This window comes from Mycobacterium pseudokansasii (assembly GCF_900566075.1).
Taxonomy (GTDB): Bacteria; Actinomycetota; Actinomycetes; order Mycobacteriales; family Mycobacteriaceae; genus Mycobacterium; species Mycobacterium pseudokansasii.
Genome location: NZ_UPHU01000001.1, coordinates 242,562 through 266,287 on the forward strand (window position 1 = coordinate 242,562; position 23,726 = coordinate 266,287).

General features: G+C 64.8%; 19 protein-coding genes and 1 pseudogene. 8 read left to right on the forward strand and 12 right to left on the reverse strand.

The annotated features are described in order from the left end of the window. The first annotated feature begins 5 nt into the window (after nucleotides 1–5). On the forward strand, nucleotides 6–974 hold the full coding sequence (locus tag EET10_RS01135; RefSeq protein ID WP_063466757.1) for an NADPH:quinone oxidoreductase family protein: 969 nt from the start codon (nucleotides 6–8) through the stop codon (nucleotides 972–974). Here the strand turns inward: EET10_RS01135 and EET10_RS01140 are convergent. From EET10_RS01140 to EET10_RS01165, 6 genes are all read right to left on the reverse strand, one after another. Next, on the reverse strand, nucleotides 971–2,716 hold the full coding sequence (locus EET10_RS01140; protein ID WP_122501830.1) for a PE family protein: 1,746 nt from the start codon (nucleotides 2,714–2,716) through the stop codon (nucleotides 971–973). The two genes, EET10_RS01135 and EET10_RS01140, sit on opposite strands and share 4 nt — an antisense overlap. A 285-nt stretch (nucleotides 2,717–3,001) precedes the next feature. Then, a complete protein-coding gene (locus EET10_RS01145) occupies nucleotides 3,002–4,774 on the reverse strand; it encodes a PE-PPE domain-containing protein (protein ID WP_063466768.1) in 1,773 nt (590 codons plus the stop codon). 270 nt (nucleotides 4,775–5,044) lie between these two features. Beyond that, on the reverse strand, nucleotides 5,045–6,727 hold the full coding sequence (locus EET10_RS01150; protein ID WP_122501831.1) for a PE family protein: 1,683 nt from the start codon (nucleotides 6,725–6,727) through the stop codon (nucleotides 5,045–5,047). Nucleotides 6,728–6,824: 97 nt separating this feature from the next. Continuing rightward, a complete protein-coding gene (locus tag EET10_RS01155; RefSeq protein WP_063466755.1) occupies nucleotides 6,825–8,465 on the reverse strand; it encodes a PE family protein in 1,641 nt (546 codons plus the stop codon). A gap of 104 nt (nucleotides 8,466–8,569) precedes the next feature. Beyond that, nucleotides 8,570–9,382 (reverse strand): tyrosine-protein phosphatase, encoded by an 813-nt coding sequence (locus EET10_RS01160; RefSeq protein ID WP_036399240.1) that lies wholly within the window; start codon nucleotides 9,380–9,382, stop codon nucleotides 8,570–8,572. After that, the gene (locus EET10_RS01165) at nucleotides 9,375–10,595 is read right to left on the reverse strand and encodes an acyl-CoA dehydrogenase family protein (RefSeq protein ID WP_099188611.1); all 1,221 of its coding nucleotides are present in this window, start codon (nucleotides 10,593–10,595) and stop codon (nucleotides 9,375–9,377) included. Before EET10_RS01165 ends, EET10_RS01160 begins: the two co-directional genes overlap by 8 nt. A 151-nt stretch (nucleotides 10,596–10,746) precedes the next feature. Between EET10_RS01165 and EET10_RS01170 the strand changes: the two genes are divergently transcribed. The 4 genes from EET10_RS01170 to EET10_RS01185 all read left to right on the forward strand — a co-directional run bounded on the left by EET10_RS01170 (nucleotide 10,747) and on the right by EET10_RS01185 (nucleotide 14,323). Beyond that, on the forward strand, nucleotides 10,747–11,208 hold the full coding sequence (locus tag EET10_RS01170) for a nuclear transport factor 2 family protein (RefSeq protein ID WP_036399748.1): 462 nt from the start codon (nucleotides 10,747–10,749) through the stop codon (nucleotides 11,206–11,208). A 244-nt stretch (nucleotides 11,209–11,452) separates the two neighbouring features. Further along, nucleotides 11,453–12,562 (forward strand): Re/Si-specific NAD(P)(+) transhydrogenase subunit alpha, encoded by a 1,110-nt coding sequence (locus EET10_RS01175; RefSeq protein ID WP_122501832.1) that lies wholly within the window; start codon nucleotides 11,453–11,455, stop codon nucleotides 12,560–12,562. A 4-nt stretch (nucleotides 12,563–12,566) separates the two neighbouring features. Then, entirely contained in the window at nucleotides 12,567–12,902 is a 336-nt protein-coding gene (locus EET10_RS01180) for an NAD(P) transhydrogenase subunit alpha part 2 (RefSeq protein WP_036399237.1), read from the forward strand. Beyond that, on the forward strand, nucleotides 12,899–14,323 hold the full coding sequence (locus tag EET10_RS01185) for an NAD(P)(+) transhydrogenase (Re/Si-specific) subunit beta (protein WP_063466754.1): 1,425 nt from the start codon (nucleotides 12,899–12,901) through the stop codon (nucleotides 14,321–14,323). Before EET10_RS01180 ends, EET10_RS01185 begins: the two co-directional genes overlap by 4 nt. Before the next feature lie 38 nt (nucleotides 14,324–14,361). Here the strand turns inward: EET10_RS01185 and EET10_RS01190 are convergent, their stop codons facing one another. Further along, nucleotides 14,362–15,825, reverse strand: a complete 1,464-nt coding sequence (locus EET10_RS01190) for a PE-PPE domain-containing protein (protein ID WP_099187900.1) — start codon at nucleotides 15,823–15,825, stop codon at nucleotides 14,362–14,364. A gap of 273 nt (nucleotides 15,826–16,098) precedes the next feature. Continuing rightward, nucleotides 16,099–16,224, reverse strand: coding sequence for a hypothetical protein (locus tag EET10_RS01195; protein ID WP_099187902.1), 126 nt, complete (start codon nucleotides 16,222–16,224; stop codon nucleotides 16,099–16,101). A gap of 183 nt (nucleotides 16,225–16,407) precedes the next feature. On the opposite strand from EET10_RS01195, the gene EET10_RS01200 reads away from it, so the two are divergent. From EET10_RS01200 to EET10_RS01210, 3 genes are all read left to right on the forward strand, one after another. After that, nucleotides 16,408–17,040 (forward strand): TetR/AcrR family transcriptional regulator, encoded by a 633-nt coding sequence (locus tag EET10_RS01200; RefSeq protein WP_036399235.1) that lies wholly within the window; start codon nucleotides 16,408–16,410, stop codon nucleotides 17,038–17,040. 248 nt (nucleotides 17,041–17,288) lie between these two features. Continuing rightward, a complete protein-coding gene (locus EET10_RS01205; RefSeq protein WP_136622870.1) occupies nucleotides 17,289–17,741 on the forward strand; it encodes a hypothetical protein in 453 nt (150 codons plus the stop codon). Between the two features lie 25 nt (nucleotides 17,742–17,766). Continuing rightward, entirely contained in the window at nucleotides 17,767–18,033 is a 267-nt protein-coding gene (locus tag EET10_RS01210) for a hypothetical protein (protein WP_136622871.1), read from the forward strand. Nucleotides 18,034–18,438: 405 nt separating this feature from the next. Here the strand turns inward: EET10_RS01210 and EET10_RS01215 are convergent. From EET10_RS01215 to EET10_RS01230, 4 genes and pseudogenes are all read right to left on the reverse strand, one after another. Beyond that, a pseudogene (locus EET10_RS01215) lies at nucleotides 18,439–18,609 on the reverse strand (PE-PPE domain-containing protein); the annotation flags it as partial. A 198-nt stretch (nucleotides 18,610–18,807) separates the two neighbouring features. Next, the gene (locus tag EET10_RS01220; RefSeq protein ID WP_063466752.1) at nucleotides 18,808–20,364 is read right to left on the reverse strand and encodes a PE family protein; all 1,557 of its coding nucleotides are present in this window, start codon (nucleotides 20,362–20,364) and stop codon (nucleotides 18,808–18,810) included. 133 nt (nucleotides 20,365–20,497) lie between these two features. Further along, a complete protein-coding gene (locus EET10_RS01225) occupies nucleotides 20,498–21,979 on the reverse strand; it encodes a PE family protein (protein ID WP_036399230.1) in 1,482 nt (493 codons plus the stop codon). A gap of 175 nt (nucleotides 21,980–22,154) precedes the next feature. Next, complete coding sequence (locus EET10_RS01230) at nucleotides 22,155–23,663, reverse strand: PE family protein (RefSeq protein ID WP_063466751.1); 1,509 nt, start codon at nucleotides 23,661–23,663, stop codon at nucleotides 22,155–22,157. Nucleotides 23,664–23,726 lie beyond the last annotated feature (63 nt).

A 23,726-nucleotide genomic window follows, 5' to 3' on the forward strand; every position in this document is an offset into this window, starting at 1 on the left:
TTTGTATGAAAGCCTGTGTCGTACAAGAGCTTTCCGGCCCGTCCGGCATAGTCTACACCGATATCGACGACATTCCCGATGACGGCGACAAGGTTGTCATCGACGTTCGCGCTGCCGGCGTGTGCTTTCCGGATCTGCTGCTGAGCAAGGGCGAGTACCAGCTGAAGTTGCCGCCGCCGTTCGTGCCCGGCCTGGAAACCGCGGGCGTTGTGCGCTCCGCGCCGCCGGACTCGGGTTTCCGTGTGGGAGAACGGGTCTCGGCATTCGGGGTGCTCGGCTGCTACGCCGAACAGGTGGCTGTTCCGGTTTCCAATGTGGTGCGCAGCCCAGCCGAACTCGACGACGCGGAAGCCGTGTCGTTGTTGGTCAACTACAACACCATGTACTTCGCGCTGGCCCGACGTGCCGCGATGCGGCCGGGCAACACGGTGCTGGTGCTCGGTGCCGCCGGCGGGGTGGGCACGGCCGCCGTCCAGCTTGCCAAGGCGATGGGCGCACGGCAGGTGATAGCCGTGGTGCACCGCGAGGGGGCGGTTGACTACGTCGGCGCGCTCGGCGCCGACGTGGTGCTGCGATTGACGGATGGCTGGGTTGCGCAGGTGCACAAGCACACTCACGGCCGCGGTGTGGATATCGTCGTCGACCCGGTCGGCGGCCCGAGCTTCGACGACGCCATCCGGGTGCTGGCCATCGACGGCAAGTTACTGGTCATCGGCTTTGCCGCGGGCAGCATCCCGACGCTGACCGTCAACCGGCTGCTGCTGCGCAACGTCGGCGTGCTCGGCGTCGCGTGGGGTGAGTACCTCAACAAGGTCCCCGGTTCGGCGGCGTTGTTCTCCTGGGGTTTGAACTATCTGGTCACTCTTGGGTTGAGACCGCCTCCGCCGCAACGCTATCCGTTGTCCGAAGCCCAGGCCGCGTTACAGAGCCTGGCCGACGGAGGAGTGCTCGGCAAGGTGGTCCTCGAGCCCTAGCCCGGCTCGATCTGACCGCCGAGCATCAAGACGACGGCATTGCCGATGACGGTGAGCTCGAAACCGGCACCGAATGTCAGCACTCCCATGTTGGCCGCAATCGGACGGCCGATCGCGTTGACCAGACCCGCCAGGTCACCGTGGGCCGCTTGCGTGATTCCGTCCAGGAACAGGTTGAGGTCGTAGGACGGCAATGAGATCAAGACGGCGTTCGCGATATCGGCGGTCGGAAGCAGCGCCGAGTAGATCCCGGACATCGCGTTCGAGACTGCGTTGGTGGCGGCGGTGTTCGCCGCCTGCAGGCCCGTGATGACCCTGTCGATCGACATGGTCGCAGGGGGTTGACCGAGTAGGTCGAGCGGGGTGAACGGACTTGCGGTGCCGGACAGGGGCAGGTCCGGCGGCGACGGCGCGCCGACGGCGCCGATGTCGCTGGCAAACGCGGCCACACCCTGCTGGGTCCCGCCGACCAGGTGACCCAGCACGGTGATCGGGCTGACCGGCGGGAACAGCTCGAACGGGGTGGGCACGTTCGCCGGCCCGGTCGAATAGCCATAGGCGGGGTCACCATAGCCGAGGTTGACCAACACCTTCAGGTCCGGCTCGATCAGGTCTGCCAGCGGGTTGCCGACGAGCGGCAGCGCCCGCAGTGGCGTCAAGATCGGCAGATGCTGGCTGCGGATCATGTAGTACGTGGTCTGGGTGGGGCCTTGCGTCGGCAAGGTGATGGCGGGTGGCAGCGACGTCAGTTCCGGATAGGTGTCATGCAGAAAGACGATGCCGGCCAGGGCGTTGACGTCGGACAAGATGTTGATCGGGTACCGCGGGAAGTCGGCGTAGCCGTCGTATTCAATGGTGTAGACGCTGGTGGGGAAGGCACTGTCCGGGGGTGCGCCGTAGGCGGTGATGCCCAGGCTCGGCAGGCTCAGTCCGGGGAAACGGGTGAGCAGGCCGCCGTTGGGATTGACCGGGTTGCCCAGCAGGGTAAAGGTTATCGGTAGCGAACTCGGCGCCCCGGTAGGGCTGAGTTTGCTCATCTCCAGTGAGGCGACGACCGCGCTCTGCGACAGGCCGACGACGGCGACGGGGTTGCCGGCGGCCAGTGCCCGCCGGATCGCGTCGTCCAACATGGTCAGTCCTTGAGACACCGACGCGTCCAGGGTCAAATCCTTGGCGCCGAAAGCCGGATACAGCCCTTCGGGAGTGAACAGGGCCCGCGGGTTGAACGTCACGCCAGGGAAATTGGGCGTGAGGTAGGTGCCGACGACATTGCTCACGAAGGCCGCGTCCGGTATCGGCTTGCCGCTGCCACCCATCACCAAAGCGGTGGTGGGACTTGCCGCGGGCGCCGGCGCAGTCATCGCGGTGAGCGCGTTCGCAACGGTTCTGGCGCTGTCGGCCAGCGGGCGGCCCAGCAGTGACTGGACCGGCGCGGTCAGCGTGTCGAGCGCTGCGGCGGCGTTGGCGGCTTCGGTGTCCAGGTAGGCGCTTGCCGCGGCGGCCAACGCCTGAGTGAAGCGCTGATGGAAGGCCGCCACCTGACTCATGACCGCCTGGTACTCCCGGGCGTACGAGCCGAAGAGGGTAGCGGTGGCCGCTGACACCTCGTCGGCTGCGGCGGCCACCCAAGCGGTGATCCGCCCCGCCGCGGCCACGTTGGCCTCGCCGATCGCCGAACCGATTCGCGCCACATCGGCGGCCGCTGCCGTCATCGTCTGCGGCTCGGTGGTGAGATACGTCATCAGTGCGTCCTCCGAACGACCAGGATTCCTGTCCAACCGATGCATCGGCCAAACAGGTGATCCGGCGCCCGAAGCCGGTGCTCGTCAGCGTAAGGCGTTTCGGTAAGGGCCGCTTGTGATCTGAGCGAAACGGCGGCGGGGCGAAACGCTGCCCTGCCCGCCGGGGCCATGGGGAACGCGACGCGGCCGCGCCGGATGCTCGGCCGCGATGTCGCGGACGGTCAGTTCCCCCGGGTCGTCCGGTTCAGAACAGCTGCGCCGCAGTGGTTTTGGTTACCGTGACGGCTAGGCCGCACCGGTGAGGTCGCCGATAACCGATTCGACTCCATTCAGCAAGACGATGGTCTGGAAGCCGCCAGCGAGGGTCAGCAGGGCCACATCTGCAGCAACCGGATAGCCGAATGCATTGACGATGCCGGCCGGGTCACCGTTGGCCAGCTCCCGGATCCCGTCCAGGAAGAGGTTGACGTTATACGACGGAACGTTGGTGGCCAGGGTGTTGACGATGTCAGCGGTCGGTAGCGCCATGGCGTAGGTGTCGGCCGCAGCGCTGCTGATGGCGTTGGTGATGTGGGTGTTGGCCGCCTTGAGGGCATCGATGATGCCGTCGATGGGGGAACCGGTTGCCGCAGGCAGAGTCGGTAACGCCCACGCCGTCGGCGAGCCGCCGGTCAGCGCGGCGGCCGGCAGCGAGAAGTCGGGCAGCGACGTCGGCAGCATGGCACCGATATCGCCGGCGAAGGCATTCACCCCCTGCTGGGCTGCACCGACCATGTCGCCGGCGAAGGTCAACGGGTCAATCGATGGGAATAGCCCGAATCGGGTGGGTACATCCGCATATCCGGTCGAATAGCCGAAGTGGGGATCGCCGTAGCCGAGGTTGACCAGATATGTCAGGTTCGGTTCGACCAGATCCGCCAACGGGTTGCCGATCACCGGAAGCGCCCGTAGCGGCTGCAGCAGCGGCAGCCCGGGGTAGGTGATCATGTAGTAGTGCTCGAGGCCGTTGTTGGCCGGCGACACCGGCAGCTCGACCATGTTGTAGCCCGGGGGAAGGTTGTTCGGATCCAGTAATGGATAGTCGCCGTGCACGAACTGGATGCCCATGAATGCGTTGAGGTCCGCCAGGAAATTGATCGGGTAACGGGGGAAGTCGGCGTATCCGTCGTATTGAAGTGTGTACTGGCTGAGCTGGTAACCCGAATTCGACGGCGTCGCCCCGTAGAACTCCAGACCCAGCGCCGGCATGGACAACCCGGGGAAGCGCGATAGCAGGCCGCCGTTGGGGGCCATCGGATTACCCAACAGCGTGAAGCTGAGGTTGGCTGTGTTCGGGCTCCCCTGCAGAATGAGTTGGCGCATCTCCATCGAGGAGAGGATCGCGCTCTGCGAATAGCCCAACACCGCGACGTTGCCCCCGGCTGTGATCAGCCCTTGCGGCCCGAGGAGCGCGTTGTGGAGGATCTGCACACCGGTGGTCACCGACTGGGTGAGCGGCAGGTCTTTGATCTGGGTGAGCGGATACAACCCCTCGGGGGTGTTGAGGGGGATCAACTGGCTGGGTGTGCCCGAAATATAGGGTGCAACGGACTGCATGTACGCCAGTGATGGAATCGGTGTGCCGCTGCCGGTCATGATCAACGCGTCGAACGGCGACGCCAGCGCCGCCGGCGCCGGCGCTGCGCCCCCAGCCGGGGCGGCCGCGGCTCCGCCTCCGCCTAGTAACGACGCGATGGGCGAGGTTACCGCCCGAAGCGCCCCGGACACCATCGCCGCGTTGGCCGCCTCCGCCTGCGTGTAGGCCGTCGCGGCGGCGGCCAGGGCCTGGGCGAATGTGTCATGGAACACCGCGGCCTGCTTGATGACCGCCTGGTATTCCTGTGCGTATGTGCCGAACAGCGTCGCAGCCGCGGCCGACACCTCGTCGGCGGCGGCTGCCGCCAGACCGGTGGTAGGGCCGGCGGCCGCGGCATTGGCTTGGGCGATCGCCGAACGAATTCCCTCGATGTTCGCGGCGGCCTCGGCCATCAGTTGCGGTTGGGTGATCATGCTGGTCATCGATCTATTTCCTTCAAATTCCTTCAAACCCAGGTTTTTTCGTTGTGATAGCGCCGATGAGGCGAAACCGATGGCCCGGGCGGCACCGGCCATCGGGAGGTCCGGCATCTGTCAGCCTAGTTCGGTCCGTCGGATCGTATTGCGCGTTTGGCTATCTCAGCCGAACCCGGCGTCGCGCGGGGTGCTCGACCGCCGGCCCGCAGCGCCGTCAGGCGATCAGGGACTGAATGCCGCGGACCGACGTAATGCGGGCTTTGGCGCTGCGCCGCCTTAGAAGTCGGTGACGACGATGCCCAGCAGGACCAAGCCCTCCAGCCCGCCGGCAAGCGCAAGCAACCCCACGTCGGCGGCGATCGGATAACCGATGGCATTGATCAGCCCGACCGGGTCGCCATTGACCGTTTGTTCGATGCCGTCCAGGAAGAGGTTGACGTTGTAAGACGGGACTTCGGTCAGGCCGGCGTTGAGGATGTCTGTAGTCGGAAGCAACGCCTCGTAAGCGCTGGACAGCCCCCCGGAAATGGTGTTGCTGAGATAGGTGTTCGCGGCCTGCAGATCGGTGATCAGGCCGTCGATCGACGTCGGCGGAGCCAGTGTCTCGGGTGGCGGCAACGCGATCGACGTCAGCAGATCGACCAGGCGCGACGAACCCAGGCTGGGCACGCTGGGCGGTCCTTGCGGTCCTTGGCCGAGGATATCGTTGAGCGCGTCGTTGAAGCCCTGCTGCGTCCCGGTGACCAATTCTCCGGCGACGACGGCCGGGTCGACCTCAGGGAACAGCCCGAACGGCGTGGGCACATTCGCCGGTGCGGTCGAATAGCCGTAACGGGGGTCGCCGTAGCCCAAATTGACGACGGTCGTCAAATTCGGCTCGATGAGATCGGCAAGCGGATTACCCAGCACCGGAATGAATCTCAGCGGCGTCAACAGCGGTAAATGGTGGGTGCGGATGAGGTAGTACGAGGTATTTCCGTTGTACGTCGGATCCGTGGGCAACTTGATCAGATCGCCCGGGGGCAGGGTCTGCGGATTGATATCCGGAGTATCGGTGTGGACGAAGGCGATGCCGGCGATGGCATTCAGGTCCGACACGATATTGAGCGGATAGCGCGGGAAGTCGGCGAACCCGTCGTATTCGTGGGTGTAGATCGAGGTCGGGTAGATGGTGTCGGCGGGCGTTGCTCCGAAGAACTCCACACCCAGGCTCGGCAGGCTGAGGCCGGCGAAGCGCGACAGGAGGCCGCCGTTGGGATTCATCGGATTGGCCAGCAGGACGAAGCCGAGCTTGTCGGCGGGGGGAGCGGTGCCCGGCGGCATGGCCGCCAGATTGCGCATCTCCAACGAGGCGATGATCGCGCTCTGCGAGTACCCGCCGACGACGACGCTGTTTCCCAGGGTGTTGACCTCGTTCAGGATCGCGTTGTGCAGGATCTCGACGCCCTGGCTCACCGACGTGGTCAGCGGCAAGCTCTTTTCACCGGTGAGCGGATACAACTGCTCCGGGGTAAACAGCGCCAGCGCATTGGTGGCCCCGAATTGCGGACTGATGTAATTGAGCAGGCCGTTGACGTAATCGGTTCCGGGCGTTGGGTTTCCGCTGCCACCCATGATCAGGGAAACCGTCGGTGGCGTCAGTGACGACGTCGTGATGGCAGCCGACACGGTTGCCGCGTTGGTGGCTTCGCTCTGGCCGTAGGCCAAACCGGCGGCGGCCAACGTCCGGGTGAACTCGACCTGAAACGCCTCCAGCAGCGTGACGATGGCCTGGTACTCCCGGCCGTAGGCACCGAACAGATTCGCGATGGCCGCCGACACCTCATCGGCAGCCGCTGCCGCCACGCTTGAGGTCGGACCGGCTGCCGCGGCACTGGCCGAGCCGACCGCGGCGCCAATGCGTTCGAGATCTGCCGCGGCCGTCGCCATCATCTGCGGCTCGACGAGCACGTACGGCATCGGCGCATCCTCCTTAACGACCAATCTCAGGCGCTCAGTGCGAACCCGTCCGCCGCTTTAGCGCCTAGCCATTTCATCGCGTCTAGCCGCAATCCAGCTAGAAGTTCAGGCTCTGCAATTGCTGAATAATTGCCGCCACCGTTCTGAAGATCGCGATGAATTCGATCATGCTGCCCAGCGCGGCCAAGCCCGCGGTGGCGGCCAGCGGCAATTCGATCGCGGCAATGAAGTTTCCGTGTAGCAGCTGATTCAGGAACAGGCTGAGGTCGTAAGCCGGAAGAATCGTGGCAAAAGCCAGACCCAGATCCGCCGTGGGCAGCAGAAGTGAGTAGCTGTCCGACACAACGGCGGCAAAAGTGCTGGCGATATTGGCGGGTGTCGCGGGCACCGGTCCCGGACCCGGCGGCAGGATTTGCTGGATGTACGGTGGGAACCCGATCATCGGCAATTCGGGAGGGTTGAGCGCAGCGGGCAGCGCTGCCGCGAAGTCGTTGATGCCTTGCTGGGTTCCGGCAACCAGGGCATCGACGACGACGCCGGGCGGGAGGTCGGGGAAGAGCCCGAACGGGGTGGGCACATTCGCGAAGCTCGTCGAATAGCCGAATCGCGGGTCGCCATAGCCCAGGTTGACGAACACTCTCAAGTCCGGCTCGATGAGCGCGGCCAGGGGCGGTCCGATGACCGGGATTGCCCGCACCGGGTCCAGCAGGGGCAGGTGCGCGGTTGGAATGATGAAGTACTGATTCGACGTCACGCCCTCGACCGGCAGGAGTATGGCGTCCGCTACCTGTTGTGGCGTGAGGTACTGATACTGGGTGTGCACGGTGATGATCCCGAAAACCGCGTTGATGTCGGACAAGACATTGAGCGGATACCGCGGGAAGTCGGCGAAGCCGTCGTATTCGAGCGTGTAGGTAGTCGTCGGATAGGGGTTGTCCGCAGTCGCCCCGTAGAACGGCAGGCCGAGGGTCGAAATGTTCAGCCCGGGTATCCGTGAAAGGATGCCGCCGTTGGGATTCATTTCGTTGCCGATGAATATGAAGCTGAGCTGACTCGGGTCCGGCTTATTGGGGCCCAGGGAGAGAAGCTGCTGTATTTCCAGGGACGAGATGACGGCGCTTTGGGAATAGCCGAAAACGGTGACTTGGTTTCCGGCGTGGATCTGCTCCCAAATCGCGGCGTCGAGTATCTGCAGCCCTGTTTGCACCGAATTTTGGAAGGGCAGGGATTTGACGCCGGTGATGGGATAGAGCTCCTCAATGGTGTTCAACGGGTTCACGACCACGCCGGGCGGCAGGAATAGATTCGTGATGTTGGTGAGGTACTGGATCGAGGGTATCGGCGATCCGGTGCCGCTCATGACAATCGCCGTGTTCTGGCCGAAAACCGGCGGTACCACCGGGGGGGAGGTCGGCGTAAAGAGCCCGGTGGTGGCCCCTTTCACCAGGGTGGCGGCGCTGATGGCCTCATCGCCGAAGTAGGCGTTCGCGGCCGCTGCCAAGTTTTGGGTGAATTGGTTATATAGCGCCCCGAGTTGCGCGTTGATCGCTTGGTATTCCTGCCCGAACGCGCCAAAGAGTTGTGCGATGGCGGCGGACACCTCGTCTGCAGCGGCCGTGGCGATCGTGGTCGTCGGCCCTGCCACGGACGCAGCGGCCTCGCTGATCGCCGTGCCGACCCCTGCTAACTCGGTTGCGGCCGCAGCCATAAGCGGCGGCTGGGTGAGAACATACGACAAGACGCCATCCTCCTGGCGACGGGGTGCACATGTCGGGTACCCGTTGAGCGTAAGGCGATTCCGCGATCGTGTCTGGCCTTTGGGCCGACCTCAAAGATCGGTGTTCAGCCCAGTAGCGCGTCGCGGAGCCGGCCGACATCGGCCGCCGTAATCCCCGCGTCGCGCAGGTATGCGCCGACCGACCCCCAGGTCTGATCGATCGTCTGCCACGACGCGGCCAGGTACTCCGGCCGGACGCCGAGCACGCCGTCGGACAGTCGGGCTTCCGTGAAGGTCACCACCTCGGGCGTCAGTTCGGTGTCGGAGCGCTGCCGGATCATTTCCGAGATTTGTTCCCGCAACTGCGGCACCGCGTCATTGCTGCGCAGGAAGTCGGTCAGGATGGCGTCGCGGTCGACGCCAATGGCTTCCAGCACGGTGGCAACCACGAAGCCCGTGCGGTCCTTGCCCGCAAAGCAATGCGTGAGCACCGCCCGCCCGCCGGACAGCAAGGTGACGACGCGCTGCAGCGCCCGTTGGGCACCGGTACGCGTGGGGAATTGGCGATATTCGTCGGTCATGTAACGGACGGCGGCCTGGTCGATTGATTCGCCGTCCGGGCTGTTGGTCATGAGCTGCCGAAACGCGTGTTCGTGTGGCGCGTCGGCGTCGGCCCCGGCGTCGTCGTCGGCCAGGTCGGGGAACGGCAGGAGGTGGATGTCGACGCCGGCAGGCAGTCGTCCCGGACCGCGCCGGACGACCTCCCGTGACGAGCGCAGGTCGGCGACATCGGTGATGGCCAGCCGGCGCAGCGTTTCGCGGCCGGCGTCGTCGAGGCGACTGAGCTCGCTGGAGCGAAACAGCCGCCCCGGCCTCAGCGCGGTGCTCTCGGCAACGTCACGAAAGTTCCATGCGCCCGGTAGTTCCAGGTCAGCCATGTCGGGTGACCGCTGCGGCGAACGCGGATTTCTCCCGCCCCAGCTCGGCGCGCGCGATCGATCGCAGGTGCACCTCGTCGGGTCCGTCGAAGATCCGCATCGCACGATGCCAGCTGTAGAGCCTGGCCAGCGGGGTGTCGTCGCTGACCCCGGCGGCGCCGTGTACTTGGATCGCCCGGTCGATGACGTCACACGCGACTTGCGGTGCCACCGCCTTGATCATCGCGACCAGGTGACGTGCCTCCTTGTTGCCGTGCTGGTCGATGGTCCAAGCCGCCTTCTCGCATAGCAGCCTTGCTTGGTCGATTTCGTTGCGGGACTTGGCAATTGCCTGCTGGACCACGCCCTGTTCGGCCAGCGGGCGGCCGAACGCCACCCGGTTGCGCGCCCGGTCCACCATGAGCGCCAGTGCCCGTTCGGCTCCGCCCAGTGCGCGCATGCAGTGGTGGATGCGGCCCGGTCCCAGCCGGGCCTGGGCGATCGCGAAGCCCGAGCCTTCTTCGCCGAGCAGGTTGGTTGCCGGCACCCGGACGTTGTCGTAGCTCACCTCGCAGTGGCCGTGCTGATCCTGCCAGCCGAAGACTGGGGTGGAACGGACGATCGTCACCCCGGGGGTGTCCATCGGCACCAAGATCATCGACTGCTGTTGGTGGGCGGCCGCGTCGGGGTTGGTGCGCCCCATCACGATCAAGATCTTGCAGCGTGGGTCCGACGCGCCCGACGTCCACCATTTGCGGCCATTGATGACGTAGTCGCCGCCGTCTCGGGAGATCGTGGTTTCGATATTGCGGGCGTCGCTGCTGGCGACCGCGGGCTCGGTCATGGAGAACGCGCTGCGAATCTCGCCGTCCAGCAACGGTTGCAGCCACTGCCGGCGCTGCTCGTCGGTGCCGAACATGTGCAAGATCTCCATGTTGCCGGTGTCGGGCGCCGCGCAGTTCAATGCCTCGGGCGCGATCTCCAGGCTCCACCCGGTCAGCTCGGCCAGTGGCGCGTACTCCAGGTTGGTCAAGCCCGACTCCGCCGGCAGGAACAGGTTCCACAGGCCGCGTTCTTTGGCCTTGATTTTGAGTTCCTCGGTGATCGGCGGCACGGTGTGGTCATCGGGGCCAGCTTCCTGGCGATATCTCTCGTAGTCGTACTCGGCCGGGAAGACGTGCTCCGTCATGAAGTCGGACAACCGCTGGTGGTATTCGACGGCCTTGGGCGACATCGCGAAGTCCATTCCGCCACCCTAAAGCACCGTAGGACACGTGCTGCCGGCCCGGGCCGCGGGCACCGCCCGGCTCACGAGCAGACGCATAGGCGCCGCGACACGCCGATATCAAGGTGCGTTTGTGTCTGTTCGCGATGGAATGGGCGTCATGACCGAGAGCCGCCCCCCGTTCCCGCCGTTCACCGTCGACACGGCCACCCAGAAGGTCCAGGCCGCGGAGGATGCCTGGAACACTCGCGACCCTCACCGTGTCAGCCTGGCCTACACCGTCGACTCGCAATGGCGGAACCGCGACGAACACATCGTCGGCAGGGACCAGATCGTGGCCTTTCTGACCCGCAAGTGGCAGCGCGAGCTCGACTACGCGCTGCGCAAGAGCTTGTGGGACTTCCACGACAGCCGCATCGCGGTGCGGTTCCAGTACGAGTGTCGCGACCACACCGGTCAGTGGTATCGCAGCTACGGCAACGAGCTGTGGGAATTCACCTCGTCTGGGCTGATGGCGCGCCGCGAGGCCAGCATCAATGACGTGCGAATCGCCGAATCCGAGCGGCGCTGGTTCGGTCCGCGACCGGCTTCCGAACACGGGCTGGACATCCCGCTCTGGTGAGGCCCGTCGCTGCGTCACACAACCTCACTTTGTGTCGCCACAACAGCCTGGCGGCTACCGGATCCGCATCGAGCGGCGAACTATCAACCAGTGTGCTGAGGGTTGTCGGCACCTCGACCTGAACGGTCGCAAATCGGTGGTGAACCGGGCACGCGTTATGGTAGCCAGGCGCGCGGCCGAGCCGGCGGAATATCCATCACGCAGGAACGTACCCGAAAGTATGAGGAAAGTAGATGTACGCGCCATGACAGATGCGCAGACCCACACCATCAGGGTAGGGGTGGTGGCCGAGTCACGGCCCGACGAGCGCCGCGTTGCGCTGGTACCCAAAGCGGTCGCCTCACTGGTGAACAGTGGTGTTGCCGTCGTGGTCGAGTCCGGTGCCGGTCAGCGGGCGCTGCTACCCGACGAGCACTACACCGATGCGGGAGCCACCATCGGAGATGCGTGGGCTGCCGACGTCGTCGTCAAGGTCGCGCCGCCGACCGCCGAGGAGGTGGGCCGACTGCACAGCGGGCAGACCCTGATCGGCTTCCTGGCTCCGCGCAACGCCGACAACTCGATCGGTGCGCTCAAGCAAGCCGGCGTGCAGGCCTTCGCGCTTGAGGCCGTTCCCCGCATCTCCCGGGCCCAGGTCATGGATGCGCTGTCGTCGCAGGCCAACGTCGCCGGCTACAAGGCGGTGCTGCTTGCCGCATCGGAGTCGACCCGGTTCTTCCCGATGCTGACCACCGCGGCGGGAACGGTGAAGCCGGCCACGGTGCTGGTTCTCGGTGTCGGCGTGGCCGGCCTGCAGGCGTTGGCGACGGCCAAACGGCTGGGTGCGCGCACCACCGGCTACGACGTGCGGCCCGAAGTGGCCGACCAGGTCCGATCGGTCGGGGCGCAGTGGCTGGAGGTCGGAGTCACGGCTTCGGGTGAGGGCGGATACGCCCGCGAGCTGGCCGACGAGGAGCGTGTCCAGCAGCAGAAGGCTCTGGAAGAGGCGATCAGCGGCTTCGACGTGGTGATCACCACTGCGCTGGTACCGGGCAGGCCCGCGCCGCGGCTGGTGACCGCCGCCGCGGTGGAAGCCATGAAGCCCGGCAGTGTCGTGGTGGACCTGGCCGGTGAGACCGGTGGCAACTGCGAGTTGACCGAGCCCGGTAAGACGGTGGTCAAGCACGGAGTCACCATCGCCTCGCCGCTGAATCTGCCGGCGACCATGCCCGAGCACGCCAGTGAGCTATACAGCAAGAACATCACGGCCCTGCTGGAGCTCCTGGTCAAGGACGGCAAGCTGGCTCCCGACTTCGACGACGAAGTCATCGCGGAATCGTGTGTGACCCGCGCACAGGACCGAGAGGACTCCTAGAAAGATGTACGACCAACTGTTGGAGAACCTGGCGATCCTGGTGCTGTCCGGGTTCGTGGGGTTCGCGGTGATTTCCAAAGTGCCCAACACGCTGCACACCCCACTGATGTCGGGAACCAACGCGATCCACGGCATCGTGGTGCTCGGTGCGCTGGTGGTGTTCGGGGAGGTCGAGCACCCGTCGCTGGCCGTGCAGATCATCATGTTCGTCGCGGTGGTGTTCGGCACGCTGAACGTCATCGGCGGCTTCATCGTCACCGACCGGATGCTCGGCATGTTCAAGGGCAAGAAGCCGCAGGCTAAGGAACAGCCCAAGATCCAGGAGCCGGCAGCCAAATGAACTACTTGGTGATCGGCCTCTACATCGTCTCGTTCTCCCTGTTCATCTACGGTCTGATGGGTCTGACCGGGCCCAAGACCGCGGTGCGCGGCAACCTCATTGCTGCGGTCGGCATGACCATCGCCGTGGCGGCCACACTGGTCATGATCCGGCACACCAGCCAATGGCCGCTGATCATCGCGGGCCTCGTCGTGGGTGTGGTGCTCGGCGTGCCGCCGGCGCGGCTGACCAAGATGACCGCCATGCCGCAGCTGGTGGCGTTCTTCAACGGCGTCGGTGGTGGAACGGTGGCGCTCATCGCGCTCGCGGAGTTCATCGAAACCACCGGCTTCTCGGCGTTCCAGCATGGCGAGTCGCCGACCGTGCACATCGTGGTGGCCTCGCTGTTCGCCGCCATCATCGGATCGATTTCGTTCTGGGGATCGATCATCGCGTTCGGCAAGCTGCAGGAAATCATCTCCGGCCGCCCGATCGGCCTCGGCAAGGCGCAGCAGCCTGTCAACCTGCTGCTTCTGGCGGCCGCCGTCGTGGCTGCGGTGGTGATCGGGCTGGGTGCGCATCCCGGCAGCGGCGGCGTGTCGCTGTGGTGGATGATCGGACTGCTGGCCGCCGCCGGTGTGCTGGGTCTGATGGTGGTGCTACCCATCGGCGGTGCCGATATGCCGGTGGTGATCTCGATGCTCAACGCCATGACCGGGCTGTCCGCCGCAGCGGCCGGATTGGCGCTGAACAACACCGCGATGATCGTGGCCGGCATGATTGTCGGCGCATCCGGCTCCATCCTGACCAACCTGATGGCCAAGGCGATGAACCGCTCGATTCCGGCCATCGTCGCGGGCGGTTTCGGGGGCGGCGGCGTGGCCCCCAGCGGCGACGGCGGCGGCGACAAGCACGTCAAGGCCACGTCGGCGGCCGACGCCGCGATTCAGATGGCCTACGCCAACCAGGTCATCGTGGTGCCGGGCTATGGGCTGGCCGTGGCGCAGGCACAGCATGCCGTCAAGGACATGGCGTCATTGCTGGAGGACAAGGGAGTGACGGTCAAATACGCCATCCACCCGGTGGCCGGTCGGATGCCCGGGCACATGAATGTGCTGCTGGCCGAGGCCGAAGTCGACTACGACGCGATGAAGGACATGGACGACATCAACGACGAGTTCGCCCGCACTGACGTCGCGATCGTCATCGGGGCCAACGACGTCACCAATCCGGCAGCCCGCAACGACGCGTCCAGCCCGATCTACGGCATGCCGATCCTCAACGTCGACAAGGCCAAGTCGGTGATCGTGCTCAAGCGCTCGATGAACTCCGGGTTCGCGGGTATCGACAACCCGCTGTTCTACGCCGACGGCACCACGATGCTGTTCGGGGATGCAAAGAAGTCGGTGTCCGAGGTCACCGAGGAACTCAAGGCGCTGTAGCCCGGTACCCGGTTGGCTGATGCCGGCGCGCGGCTGTCTCACATGACAGGCGGAATCAATCGCGCTATGGACCCAAGGGCGCCACTCAGCAACGACAGCTCTGTCACACTCGACTGGCCGACGTTGAACACCAGGCCGGGATTCGCCGACGGAACATAGGGATAGGTATCCGGCAGCGAGGACTGCGGTAACACGCCGATATCCACCAGCGCGGCTTGCGGGCCTTGCACGGCCCCTGTCGCCAGGTGGGAGATCACTGTGATCGGGTTGACGAATCCGAACAAGCTGGCGGGGGTGGGCACATCCGCGTAGCCGTAGCCGTAGCCCAAATCGACCAACACCCGGAGGTCCGGCTGGATCAGGTCGGCGAGCGGGGGCCCGACAAAGGGAATGTCGCGAAGGGGTTGCAGCAACGGGAGGTCCTGGGTCAAAAACATGTAGTAATGGGTGTTGCCGGTGGAGCCCGGGGATGTCGGCAATGGCACGGCATTCGCAACGTCGGCGGCCGTGACGGGATACGCGTTGTGGACCAATCTGATGCCCATGAAGGCGTTGATGTCGGACAAAATATTGAGCGGGTATTGCGGGTTGTGGGCGTAGCCGTCGTATTGGCCGGTGTAGATGTAGGTCTGGTAGGGAGAATTCGGTGGCGTTGCACCGTCGAACGACACATCCATGAACGGGATGTAAAGGCCGGTGTAACGCTCCAGAATACCGCCGTTGGGGTTATTGATATTGCCGATCATCATGAAAGCCAGCCGGCTGGGGTCTGGCTGTTGGGCAAGTGGTAGCGCCATAAGCGCACGTATCTCATTGGTGGCTACCGCGGCGCTTTGCGAATAGCCGAAAACGACGACATCATGCCCATTTTGTAGTTCGGCGTTGATTCCGTTGTTCAGCAAAGTGACGCCCTGGGCGATGGACTGGTCGAGTGACAGCTGCCCGATAAACGGCCACCACTGCTCGGGCGTGTATTGGGCGACCGGGTTGTTGGGCCCGAAAATTGGCTGGATGTACGCGCTGTCAAGGGCCGCCAAGACAGGCGCAGGAAAGACCGGATACCCGGTGCCGCCCATGATTAACGCCGTGACCGGGTTGCCGGACAACATCACATTCGAAGTCGGCGCAGTGACGGCGCCGCCGGGTCCGGGGTTGCCCAGTCCCAGCAGCGCCTGGACTGGCGCGTCAAGCGCGTCAAGTGCACCCGACATGGCCGCGGCGTTGGCGGCCTCGGCCTGCGCGTAGGCGGCCCCAGCGGCGGCCAGCGCCTGGGTGAATTCGCTGTGGAAGGCCCCGGCCTGGTTCAGGACCGCCTGACAATCGCGGGCGTATGCGCGAAACAGCGCCGCAGCGGCCGCCGACACCTCATCGGCGGACGCCGCCAGCACACGGGCCGTTGGGCCCGCAGCGGCGGCACCGGCCGCGCTAATCGCCGAACCGATCCCATCCACGTCGGCGGCCGCCGTCGCCAGCATCTCGGGGACCGCGATCACACTGGGCATCTCGTCTCCTGTCCGACACCGAAGGCCATTACCCGTCAAAAGGGGACCGGCCCTTCCAAGCGCGGCCGGCCCAACAGCGGGTGCCCAGAGCCTAAAAGAAGTCCTGCCGGGACATCCGGCATTTTGGCCACTCCAGCTTCCGCTGGGCCCCAAGGTCGCGATCGCGGCCGGTTGGGATCAGGCGATCGTTACCAACGGCAGGTCGCCGAACAGGGCTAGCCGGCCGCGCGGGAGCTTGTCGGTTTCGTTGGTCGCGCTGGTGGCGCTGAATATCTAGACGGGCGGATAGGCCGGCGGCGGATAGCCGTTGCCGTCCTGGACCCCGCGGATGCCCCAGGTCAGGTAATTGAAGAAGAACTCGATTTCGTCGCTCACGTCGTAGTCAGGACTTGGATCCATTACTGCACCTCTCGACTCGCTATCGACTCGCTATCGACTCGCGACTTGGTCGCCCAGGAGTCTAGTCGGATCCGCGTCGGTGCGACAGGCGGTGCCGCCCCTGCCTAGACTGTCCAACCAGTTGATTGGTTAAGCCTTGATTCGGGGCGCCGAGCCCCGCGGGCAGCGAGATAGCGAGTACCGATGCCACAAACGCCGTCCGAGAACGGGCTTTCGCGCCGTGAGGAGTTGCTGGCCGTTGCCACAAAGCTGTTTGCTGCCCGCGGCTATCACGGCACCAGGATGGATGACGTCGCCGACGTGATCGGGCTGAACAAGGCGACGGTGTACCACTACTACGCCAGTAAGGCGTTGATCCTGTTCGACATCTATCGCCAGGCTGCCGAGGGCACGCTGGCCGCCGTGCACGACGACCCGTCCTGGACCGCGCGCGAAGCGCTCTACCAGTACACCGTGCGGCTGCTCACCGGCATTGCGCGCAATCCGGAACGGGCCGCGGTGTACTTCCAGGAGCAGCCCTACATCACCGAATGGTTCACCAGCGAACAGGTGGCGGAGGTTCGCGAGAAGGAAGCCCAGGTCTACGAGCACGTCCACGGCCTCATCGACCGCGGCATCGCCAGCGGCGAGTTCTACGAATGCGACTCCCATGTGGTGGCGCTGGGCTACATCGGGATGACCCTGGGCAGCTACCGCTGGCTGCGGCCGAGCGGACGGCGCACCGCCAAAGAGATCGCGGCCGAATTCAGCACCGCGCTGCTGCGCGGGCTGATTCGCGACGAGTCGATCCGCAGGAATTCTCCGCTGGGACCGTAGCGACGATACCCGTCGGCCGTTAGGGATTCACCGGCGGAATCAGATGCAGGATCGACCCGAGCGTGCAGCGGAGCACCGACAGGCCCGTTGTTGGCGGTCTGGCTATAGCTATAGAAAGCGAGCGTCCTCATACGTAAGCGTTGGTTGGGTGATGCTCGGCCGTTCGGCCGAGTGAGCTGGTGAGACGAGGGATCTCCGTGTTCGGAGGTCGGTCGTAGCCTCAGGTTGTTCAGGCCAAGGAGGCGGTGATGGCCGACTATGCGACTCCACTGCGGGATCATGTGACGCTCACCTGTCGATCGGTGGATCGGATCTTTTTGCAGGCGTATGTGCCGAAGCTGCAGTCGGTGGGCGGGGTGTGCCAGTTCCTGTACTGGCAGAAAGGGTTCGGTATTCCCTTGTCGGCGGCGTTCGGCACGATCGGCGACGCCTACGTCGCCGAGGTGTACCGGTGGGCCAAGGCGCACGGTGTTCCGGTGCGTCGGTTCGCCAAGGGCGAGAACAAGGAGGAAATTGCCCGCCCGTTGATCGAGGCGGCCGAACGCGAGGGCGGCGACGGGAAAGTGGTGTTGATCGGCATCGCGCAGGAGAAAACGCCGGTGTGGCGGTCCTGGAAGGCCAAGGGCCAAGAACACGCGGCGCATCCGCACATGGAGTGGGGTCGGCAGATGGGTTTCGTCAACCATTTCTACTTCTACTGATGGGATCCCGAGTGGGGTGGGGGCGTTGTGGAAGACCAACGCCTACGCGCCGTGGCCGGTGTGGATCTGGCTCAACGGGCATACCTGGGCGCAGCGCCGGTGCGAGCGGCTCGGCATCGGCTACACCGCGCTGGACAACGGATTTCGCGTTTGTGAGGATCCCGCAGCGTTGCAGCGGATCTGTGACCGGCTCGGCGCGGGTGCGGTGAATCGGCGGGCCGGTCGTTTCGAGCAACTCCTCCGCGATCACCTGGATATCGGGCGGCTCGGAATCGGTGTCGCTGATCTTTGATCGGCGCATCATCGCTACCACCCCGGGCAGCTGGCGCACCAAGGTGATCACCAAGGGGGTTGATCCGCAGATCAGCTGCTATTACAAGGCCGGCCGGATCAAGCAGTACTTCAAGGAGCAGCGAGCGTTGCGCACCGAGACGGTCATCTGCAACACCCGCGACTTCGGCATCGGCAGGCGGGTCACCGCCGAGAACTGGAAGGCCCTTCGGGCGGTTGGCGAGCACGCCAACCAGCGTCTGTGCGACGCGCAAGCAGCCGATGCTCGGTCCGCTCCGGATGTGGCCACCTTTACCCAGGTGACCCGACCGTCACAGATCGACGGTCAACACGTCCCCGGGCTGCCGTTCGGGGACCCGCGGGTGATGGCGGTGCTGGCCGCCCATCGTCGGCTTCACCCAGAGAAACCCGGAAACCGGGCGAGGATGCCCCCGTCGGGGTTGTTGGGATTGCTGGCCAGCATGAACGACAGCTGGCCGGTGTATGGCGCACCGGCGGCCATGAGGGCGTTGACCTCGTTGGTGGCGATCGTGGCGCTCTGCGAGCAGCCGAAAACGACGACACTGTTACCGAGAGCGTTGATCTGGTGGTCGGTCCGTGCTGATCGCAGATCGGATGCCCGCTACGTCGGTGGCCGCGGTCGCCACCATCTCGGGGGGCGGTGAGCACGTACGACATCGCCTGTCCGTCCTGTCCTTCCCGACGAGCCCGTCCTTCCCGACGAGCGTGGCCTGGCAGGCGTCAGCAGGAGTTCTCGGCTTACACCTGAGCTGCGCTACCCGAGCAACGGAAGTGATGGCTGAATCAACGGAAGTACTAACGGAATCAACGGAAGTGCTAACGGAGTCAGCGCAGGAATGTGGTGGATGGGCGGAATCAAGTCCAGCAGCGGCCCGACGGCGCGAGTCAGCAAAGATATGTCCGTCACGGTTGGCTGGCCCGCGTAGAAATTCACGTCGGTGTCCAGCGTCGGAAGATACGGGTATTCGTTCGGCAGTACCGACTGCGGCAATACGCCTACTTCCACGAGCGAGGCTTGGACACCCTTGACGGTGCCGTCGACCAATTCTCGGCCGACGACGAAGGGGTCGGGTATGGAAAACAGGCTGGCCGGGGTTACGACATTCGCGTAGTCCTGGCCGTTTCCCCAGTCGGAGTAGCCCAAATCGACCAGCACCCGCAGATTGGGCTGGATGAGCTCGGCGAGCGGCTCACCTACAAAGGGGATGTCGCGAAGCGGGTGGAGCAATGGCAGGTCCTTGGTCATGAACATGTAGTACTGGGTGTTGCCGTTATACCCCGGAGACGTCGGCAACCGTACCGCGTCGTTAACGTCGAGATTTGGGTACAAATCGTGTCGTCCGGTGCTCATTAGCGCGTTGAGGTCGGCCAAGAAATTGAGCGGGTAGCGCGGGAAGTCGCTGGCCGGGTCGTATTGGGTGGCGTAAATGGTGGTCGGGTAGGGAGAATCCGGTGGGGTCGCTTCGGTGAATGTTATGTCCAACCAGGGGATGGTAATGCCTGGAAATCGGGTGAAGAAGCCCCCGTTGGGCGTTGCGGGATTACCGGCCAGCACGAACGACAGCTGGCTGGGGTCGGGCCGCATGCCAGGGGGCAGAGCCATCAGTTCGGTGATCACGTTGGTGGAAACCACAGCGCTTTGCGAGAACCCGAAATTGACGACGGGATTTCCCGCGCCGATCTGAGAATTGATCGCATTAGTCAGATCCGTCATGCCCTGGGCGACGGACTCGTTGAGCGTCAGGTTGCCTTGGAATATGGTGAGCGGCCACAGCTGGGCGGGGTAACTCACGCCCGTCGGGTTTGCGCCGGGGAAGAAGGGCTGGATGTAGGCGTTGTCGATCAGCGATACGTAGATGGGGAAGGGCTCCGGGTCGAAGGTTCCGCCCATGACCAGCGCCACCGTGGAGGCGGCGGGCGCCGCGGCAGCCATCAGCGTCGGCGCGGTGGTGGAGTTGGTGACCGCCGGGGCGAGCAGGCTCTGGACCTGCGCGTTGAGTCCGCCGAGAGCATTGGCCACCGCGGCGGCATTGGCGGCCTCGGCTTGCGCGTAGGTGGTTGCCGCACCGGCCAGCGTCTGGACGAACTCGTCGTGAAACGCGGTGGCTTGCGTGAGGGCCGCCTGAAGCTGCTGGCCGTATGCGCCGAAGAGTTTCGCGATCGCCGCCGACACCTCGTCGGCGGCTGCCGCCAGCACATTGGTCGTCGACCCCGCTGCGGCCGCGCCGGCCGCGCTGATTGCCGAACCAATCTTCACCGCATTTGTAGCCGCCGACACCATCATTTCGGGCGCAGCGATGAGGTGCGTCATTGCAAGTCCTCCCCTGACGATCCGGCGTTTCCCAGCGGGAATGAGCAAGCTGTTCTTGCACTGGAAAACGGGGGTTTCAGCCGGTCAGCGAATATGTGATATTAGCAAGGCGCAAGCCTCGGCATGGGCGGAATCAATCCCACCACGGCGGAATCCATCCCAGATCTTTGGCCGCGGTGCCCAGGGCCCCGGTCAGCAGGGACAGGCCGGTCACGCTCGGCTGACCCACAAAGAAGTTCAGACCCGGGGCCACCGACGGAGCGTACGGATACCCAGTGGGTATGTAGGACGGCGGCAACCAACCGAGATTCACCAGGCTGGCTTGGACTCCCTGCCCGGCGCCCTTGGCCAGGTAGTAGCTGACGGCGAACGGGTTGGGAACCGACAGGAACGAGGCGGGGGTGGGAATGTCCGCATAGCTCAGACCCGGCCCGTAGTCGGAGTAGCCCAAATCGACGAGCACCCGCAGGTCCGGCTGGACCAGCTCGGCAAGTGGCGTCCCCACATAGGGAATCGGACGAATGAGGCTGGTCAGCGGCAGCTTCTGAGTGAGACCCAGGAAGTAGTCGGTGTTGCCGGTGTAGCCCGGGGAAGTCGGCAGGTGCACAGCGTTGGCAACCTGGTCCGGTGGCAAGCCGACGTAGAAATGCGTGCCGTCGACTATTCCGATCATGGCGTTCAGGTCCGCCAGGAGATTGAGCGGGTATTGCGGGAAGTTGCCGGTGCCGTCGTACTGGTTGGTGTAGATGACAGTCGGGTAGGGCGAATCCGGCGGCGTCGCGCCGTTGAACAGCACATCCAGGACCGGCACATACAGGCCGGTGAAGCGTTGCAGGACGCCGCCGTTGGGATTGTTCGGGTTACCGGTCAGCACGAAGCCCAGGTCGCTGGGGCTCGGCGGGGTGACTTGGGCCATCAAATGGCGTATTTCGATGGTGGCAATCACGGCGCTCTGCGAGTAGCCGTAAACGACGGCGCTGTTGCCCGCGGTGCTGAATTGCGTAGTGAGCGCGTTGCTCAAAGTAGCCACACCCTCGGCCACGGACCGGCCGAACGTCAGGTTGCCCAGATTCGGAGTGGTGGGCCAGAACTGCTCGGGCGTGTGCAGGGCATCCGAGAGAAAACCCGGGAAACGGGGCTGGATGAACAGCGTCTGAGCGCCTGTCACATACATCGGGTCGGGGTCCGGGATACCGGTGCCGCCCATGATGAAGGCGACCTGCGTGCCGAGGCTGGTTATCGACGGCGGGTTGATGCCACCGGCGCCGCCATTGGGAAGCAGCGGGGTCAACAGGGTCTGGACTTGCGTGCCGAATGCGTTCAGCGCGCCGCACGCCGTGGTTTCGGCTTGCGCGTAGGCGTTCGCCGCCGCGGCCAGTGCCTGGGTGAACTCGTTGTGAAACTCGGTCGCCAGGGTGACGACAGCCTGATACTCCTGACCGAAGGCGCCAAACAGTGTCGCGACAGCCGCCGACACCTCGTCTTCGGCCGCCGCAAGCAATCCCGTCGTGGAGCCAGCCGCGGCCGCGTTGGCCGTGTGGAGCGCCGCCGCGATCCCGTCCAGATCAGTGGCGGCCGCCGCCACCATTTCTGGCGCAGTGAGCAAATACGACATCGCTAAGTCCTTTGCAAACCGGGCGCCTCCCGTTCGAACACGGAGCGGGCCTGCGACTGCGGGTATCACGTATGAACAGAGACTAAAGCGGTCCCGCGGGGAAGTCCGGCGATTCCACGTTTCCGGCGGACCTGAACTCCCTGAACTCGCGGCGACCAGGCCATGCGCCGTCGTCTCATGGGAAGACGGGCGGCGGAATCAGATGCAGCAGCGACCCGAGGCCCCCGCTCGCCAGGGACAGCAATGTCACCTCGGGCTGGCCGATATAGAAATGCAGCCCCGGATTGATGGACGGAATCCACGGATAGGCCTGGGGGAACCACTCCGGGCCCCAGAATCCGGCTTCCACACCGATTTCCACCGCGGCGGCGTAGGGCGCCTGCAGGCTTCCCAGGGCCAGGTAGTAGCCGACAGCGAACGGGTTAGGGATCGAGAGCAGCCCGGCCGGAGTGGGAACATTTGCGTAGTTCGGTCCGTAGTCGCCGTAGCCCAGGTCGACGAGTACGCGCAACTGCGGCTGGAACAGGTCGGCGATCGGCGGTCCGGCGTAGGGAATGTCGCGAATCGGCTGGACCAGGGGCAGGTCCTGAGTCAACAGCATGTAGTACTGGGTGTGGCCCGCGTAGCCAGGAGACGTCGGCAGCGGCACCGCGTTGGCGAGCTCGCTGGCCGTGAGCGTGGGATAGGTGTTGTGGACATAGAAGTAGCCCATGAAGGCGTTGATGTCCGACAAGATGTTGAGCGGATAGCGCGGCGCGTTGGCGATGCCGTCGTACTGGGCGGTGTAGATGGTTGTCGCATAAGGGCTGTTCGGCGGCGTCGCGCCATTGAACGACACATCCAGGAACGGGATATAGAAGCCGGGGAATCGCGACAGTATTCCGCCGTCGGGGGTATTGGGATTGCCGATCATGACAAAGGAGATGTCGCCGGCATGGGGTGCGCCCGCTGATATGAGGGCGTTGATTTCGTTGTTGACGATGGTGGCACTCTGCGAATAGCCGAACGCGATGACCTTGTTTCCCATGGCTATTTGGGCGTTGATGGCATTGTTCAGCGCCGTCACACCCTGGGCGACGGACTGGTTGAACGTCAGGTTGCCGAGTTGGGGGGTAACCGGCCAGAACTGCTCGGGTGTGAAGAGCGCCTTCGGGATGGCCCCGGGGAAGAGGTGCTGAATGTATTTGACGTTGATTCGATTCAGGTATTTGGGGTCGGGGTCGGGGTTTCCGGTGCCGCCCATGATCAGCGCGATTTGCGAGGCCGCGGCCGGCACCGCAGTCAGCGCGCTGGATCCGCCGGTGCCGGCCGCAGCGCTGGTCAACAGCGACTGGATCGGTGTGGTGACCGCGTCCCGCGCATTCGACAGGGCCCCGTTCAGAGCCCCGCTTACCAGGGCCGCGTTGGCGGCCTCGGCCTGTGTATAGGCGCCCGCCGCGGCGGCCAGCAATTCGGTGAACTCCTGCTGAAACATAGCAGCCTGCCTGACGACCGCCTGGTACTCCCGGGCGTAGGCATTGAACAGCGCCGCGGTAGCCGCCGAAACCTCGTCACCGGCCGCTGCCAGCAGATTGGCCGTCGGTCCGGCAGCCGCCGCGTTGGCCACGCCGACCGCTGCGGCGATACCGTCGACATCGGTCGCGGCAGACGCCAAAAACTGCGGGGCAGTAAACACATACGACATCTCCCCGTCCTTCCCGGCACCGGGCCCCACCCTGGCCCACCGCAACTAGCCGCAACCGCGGGT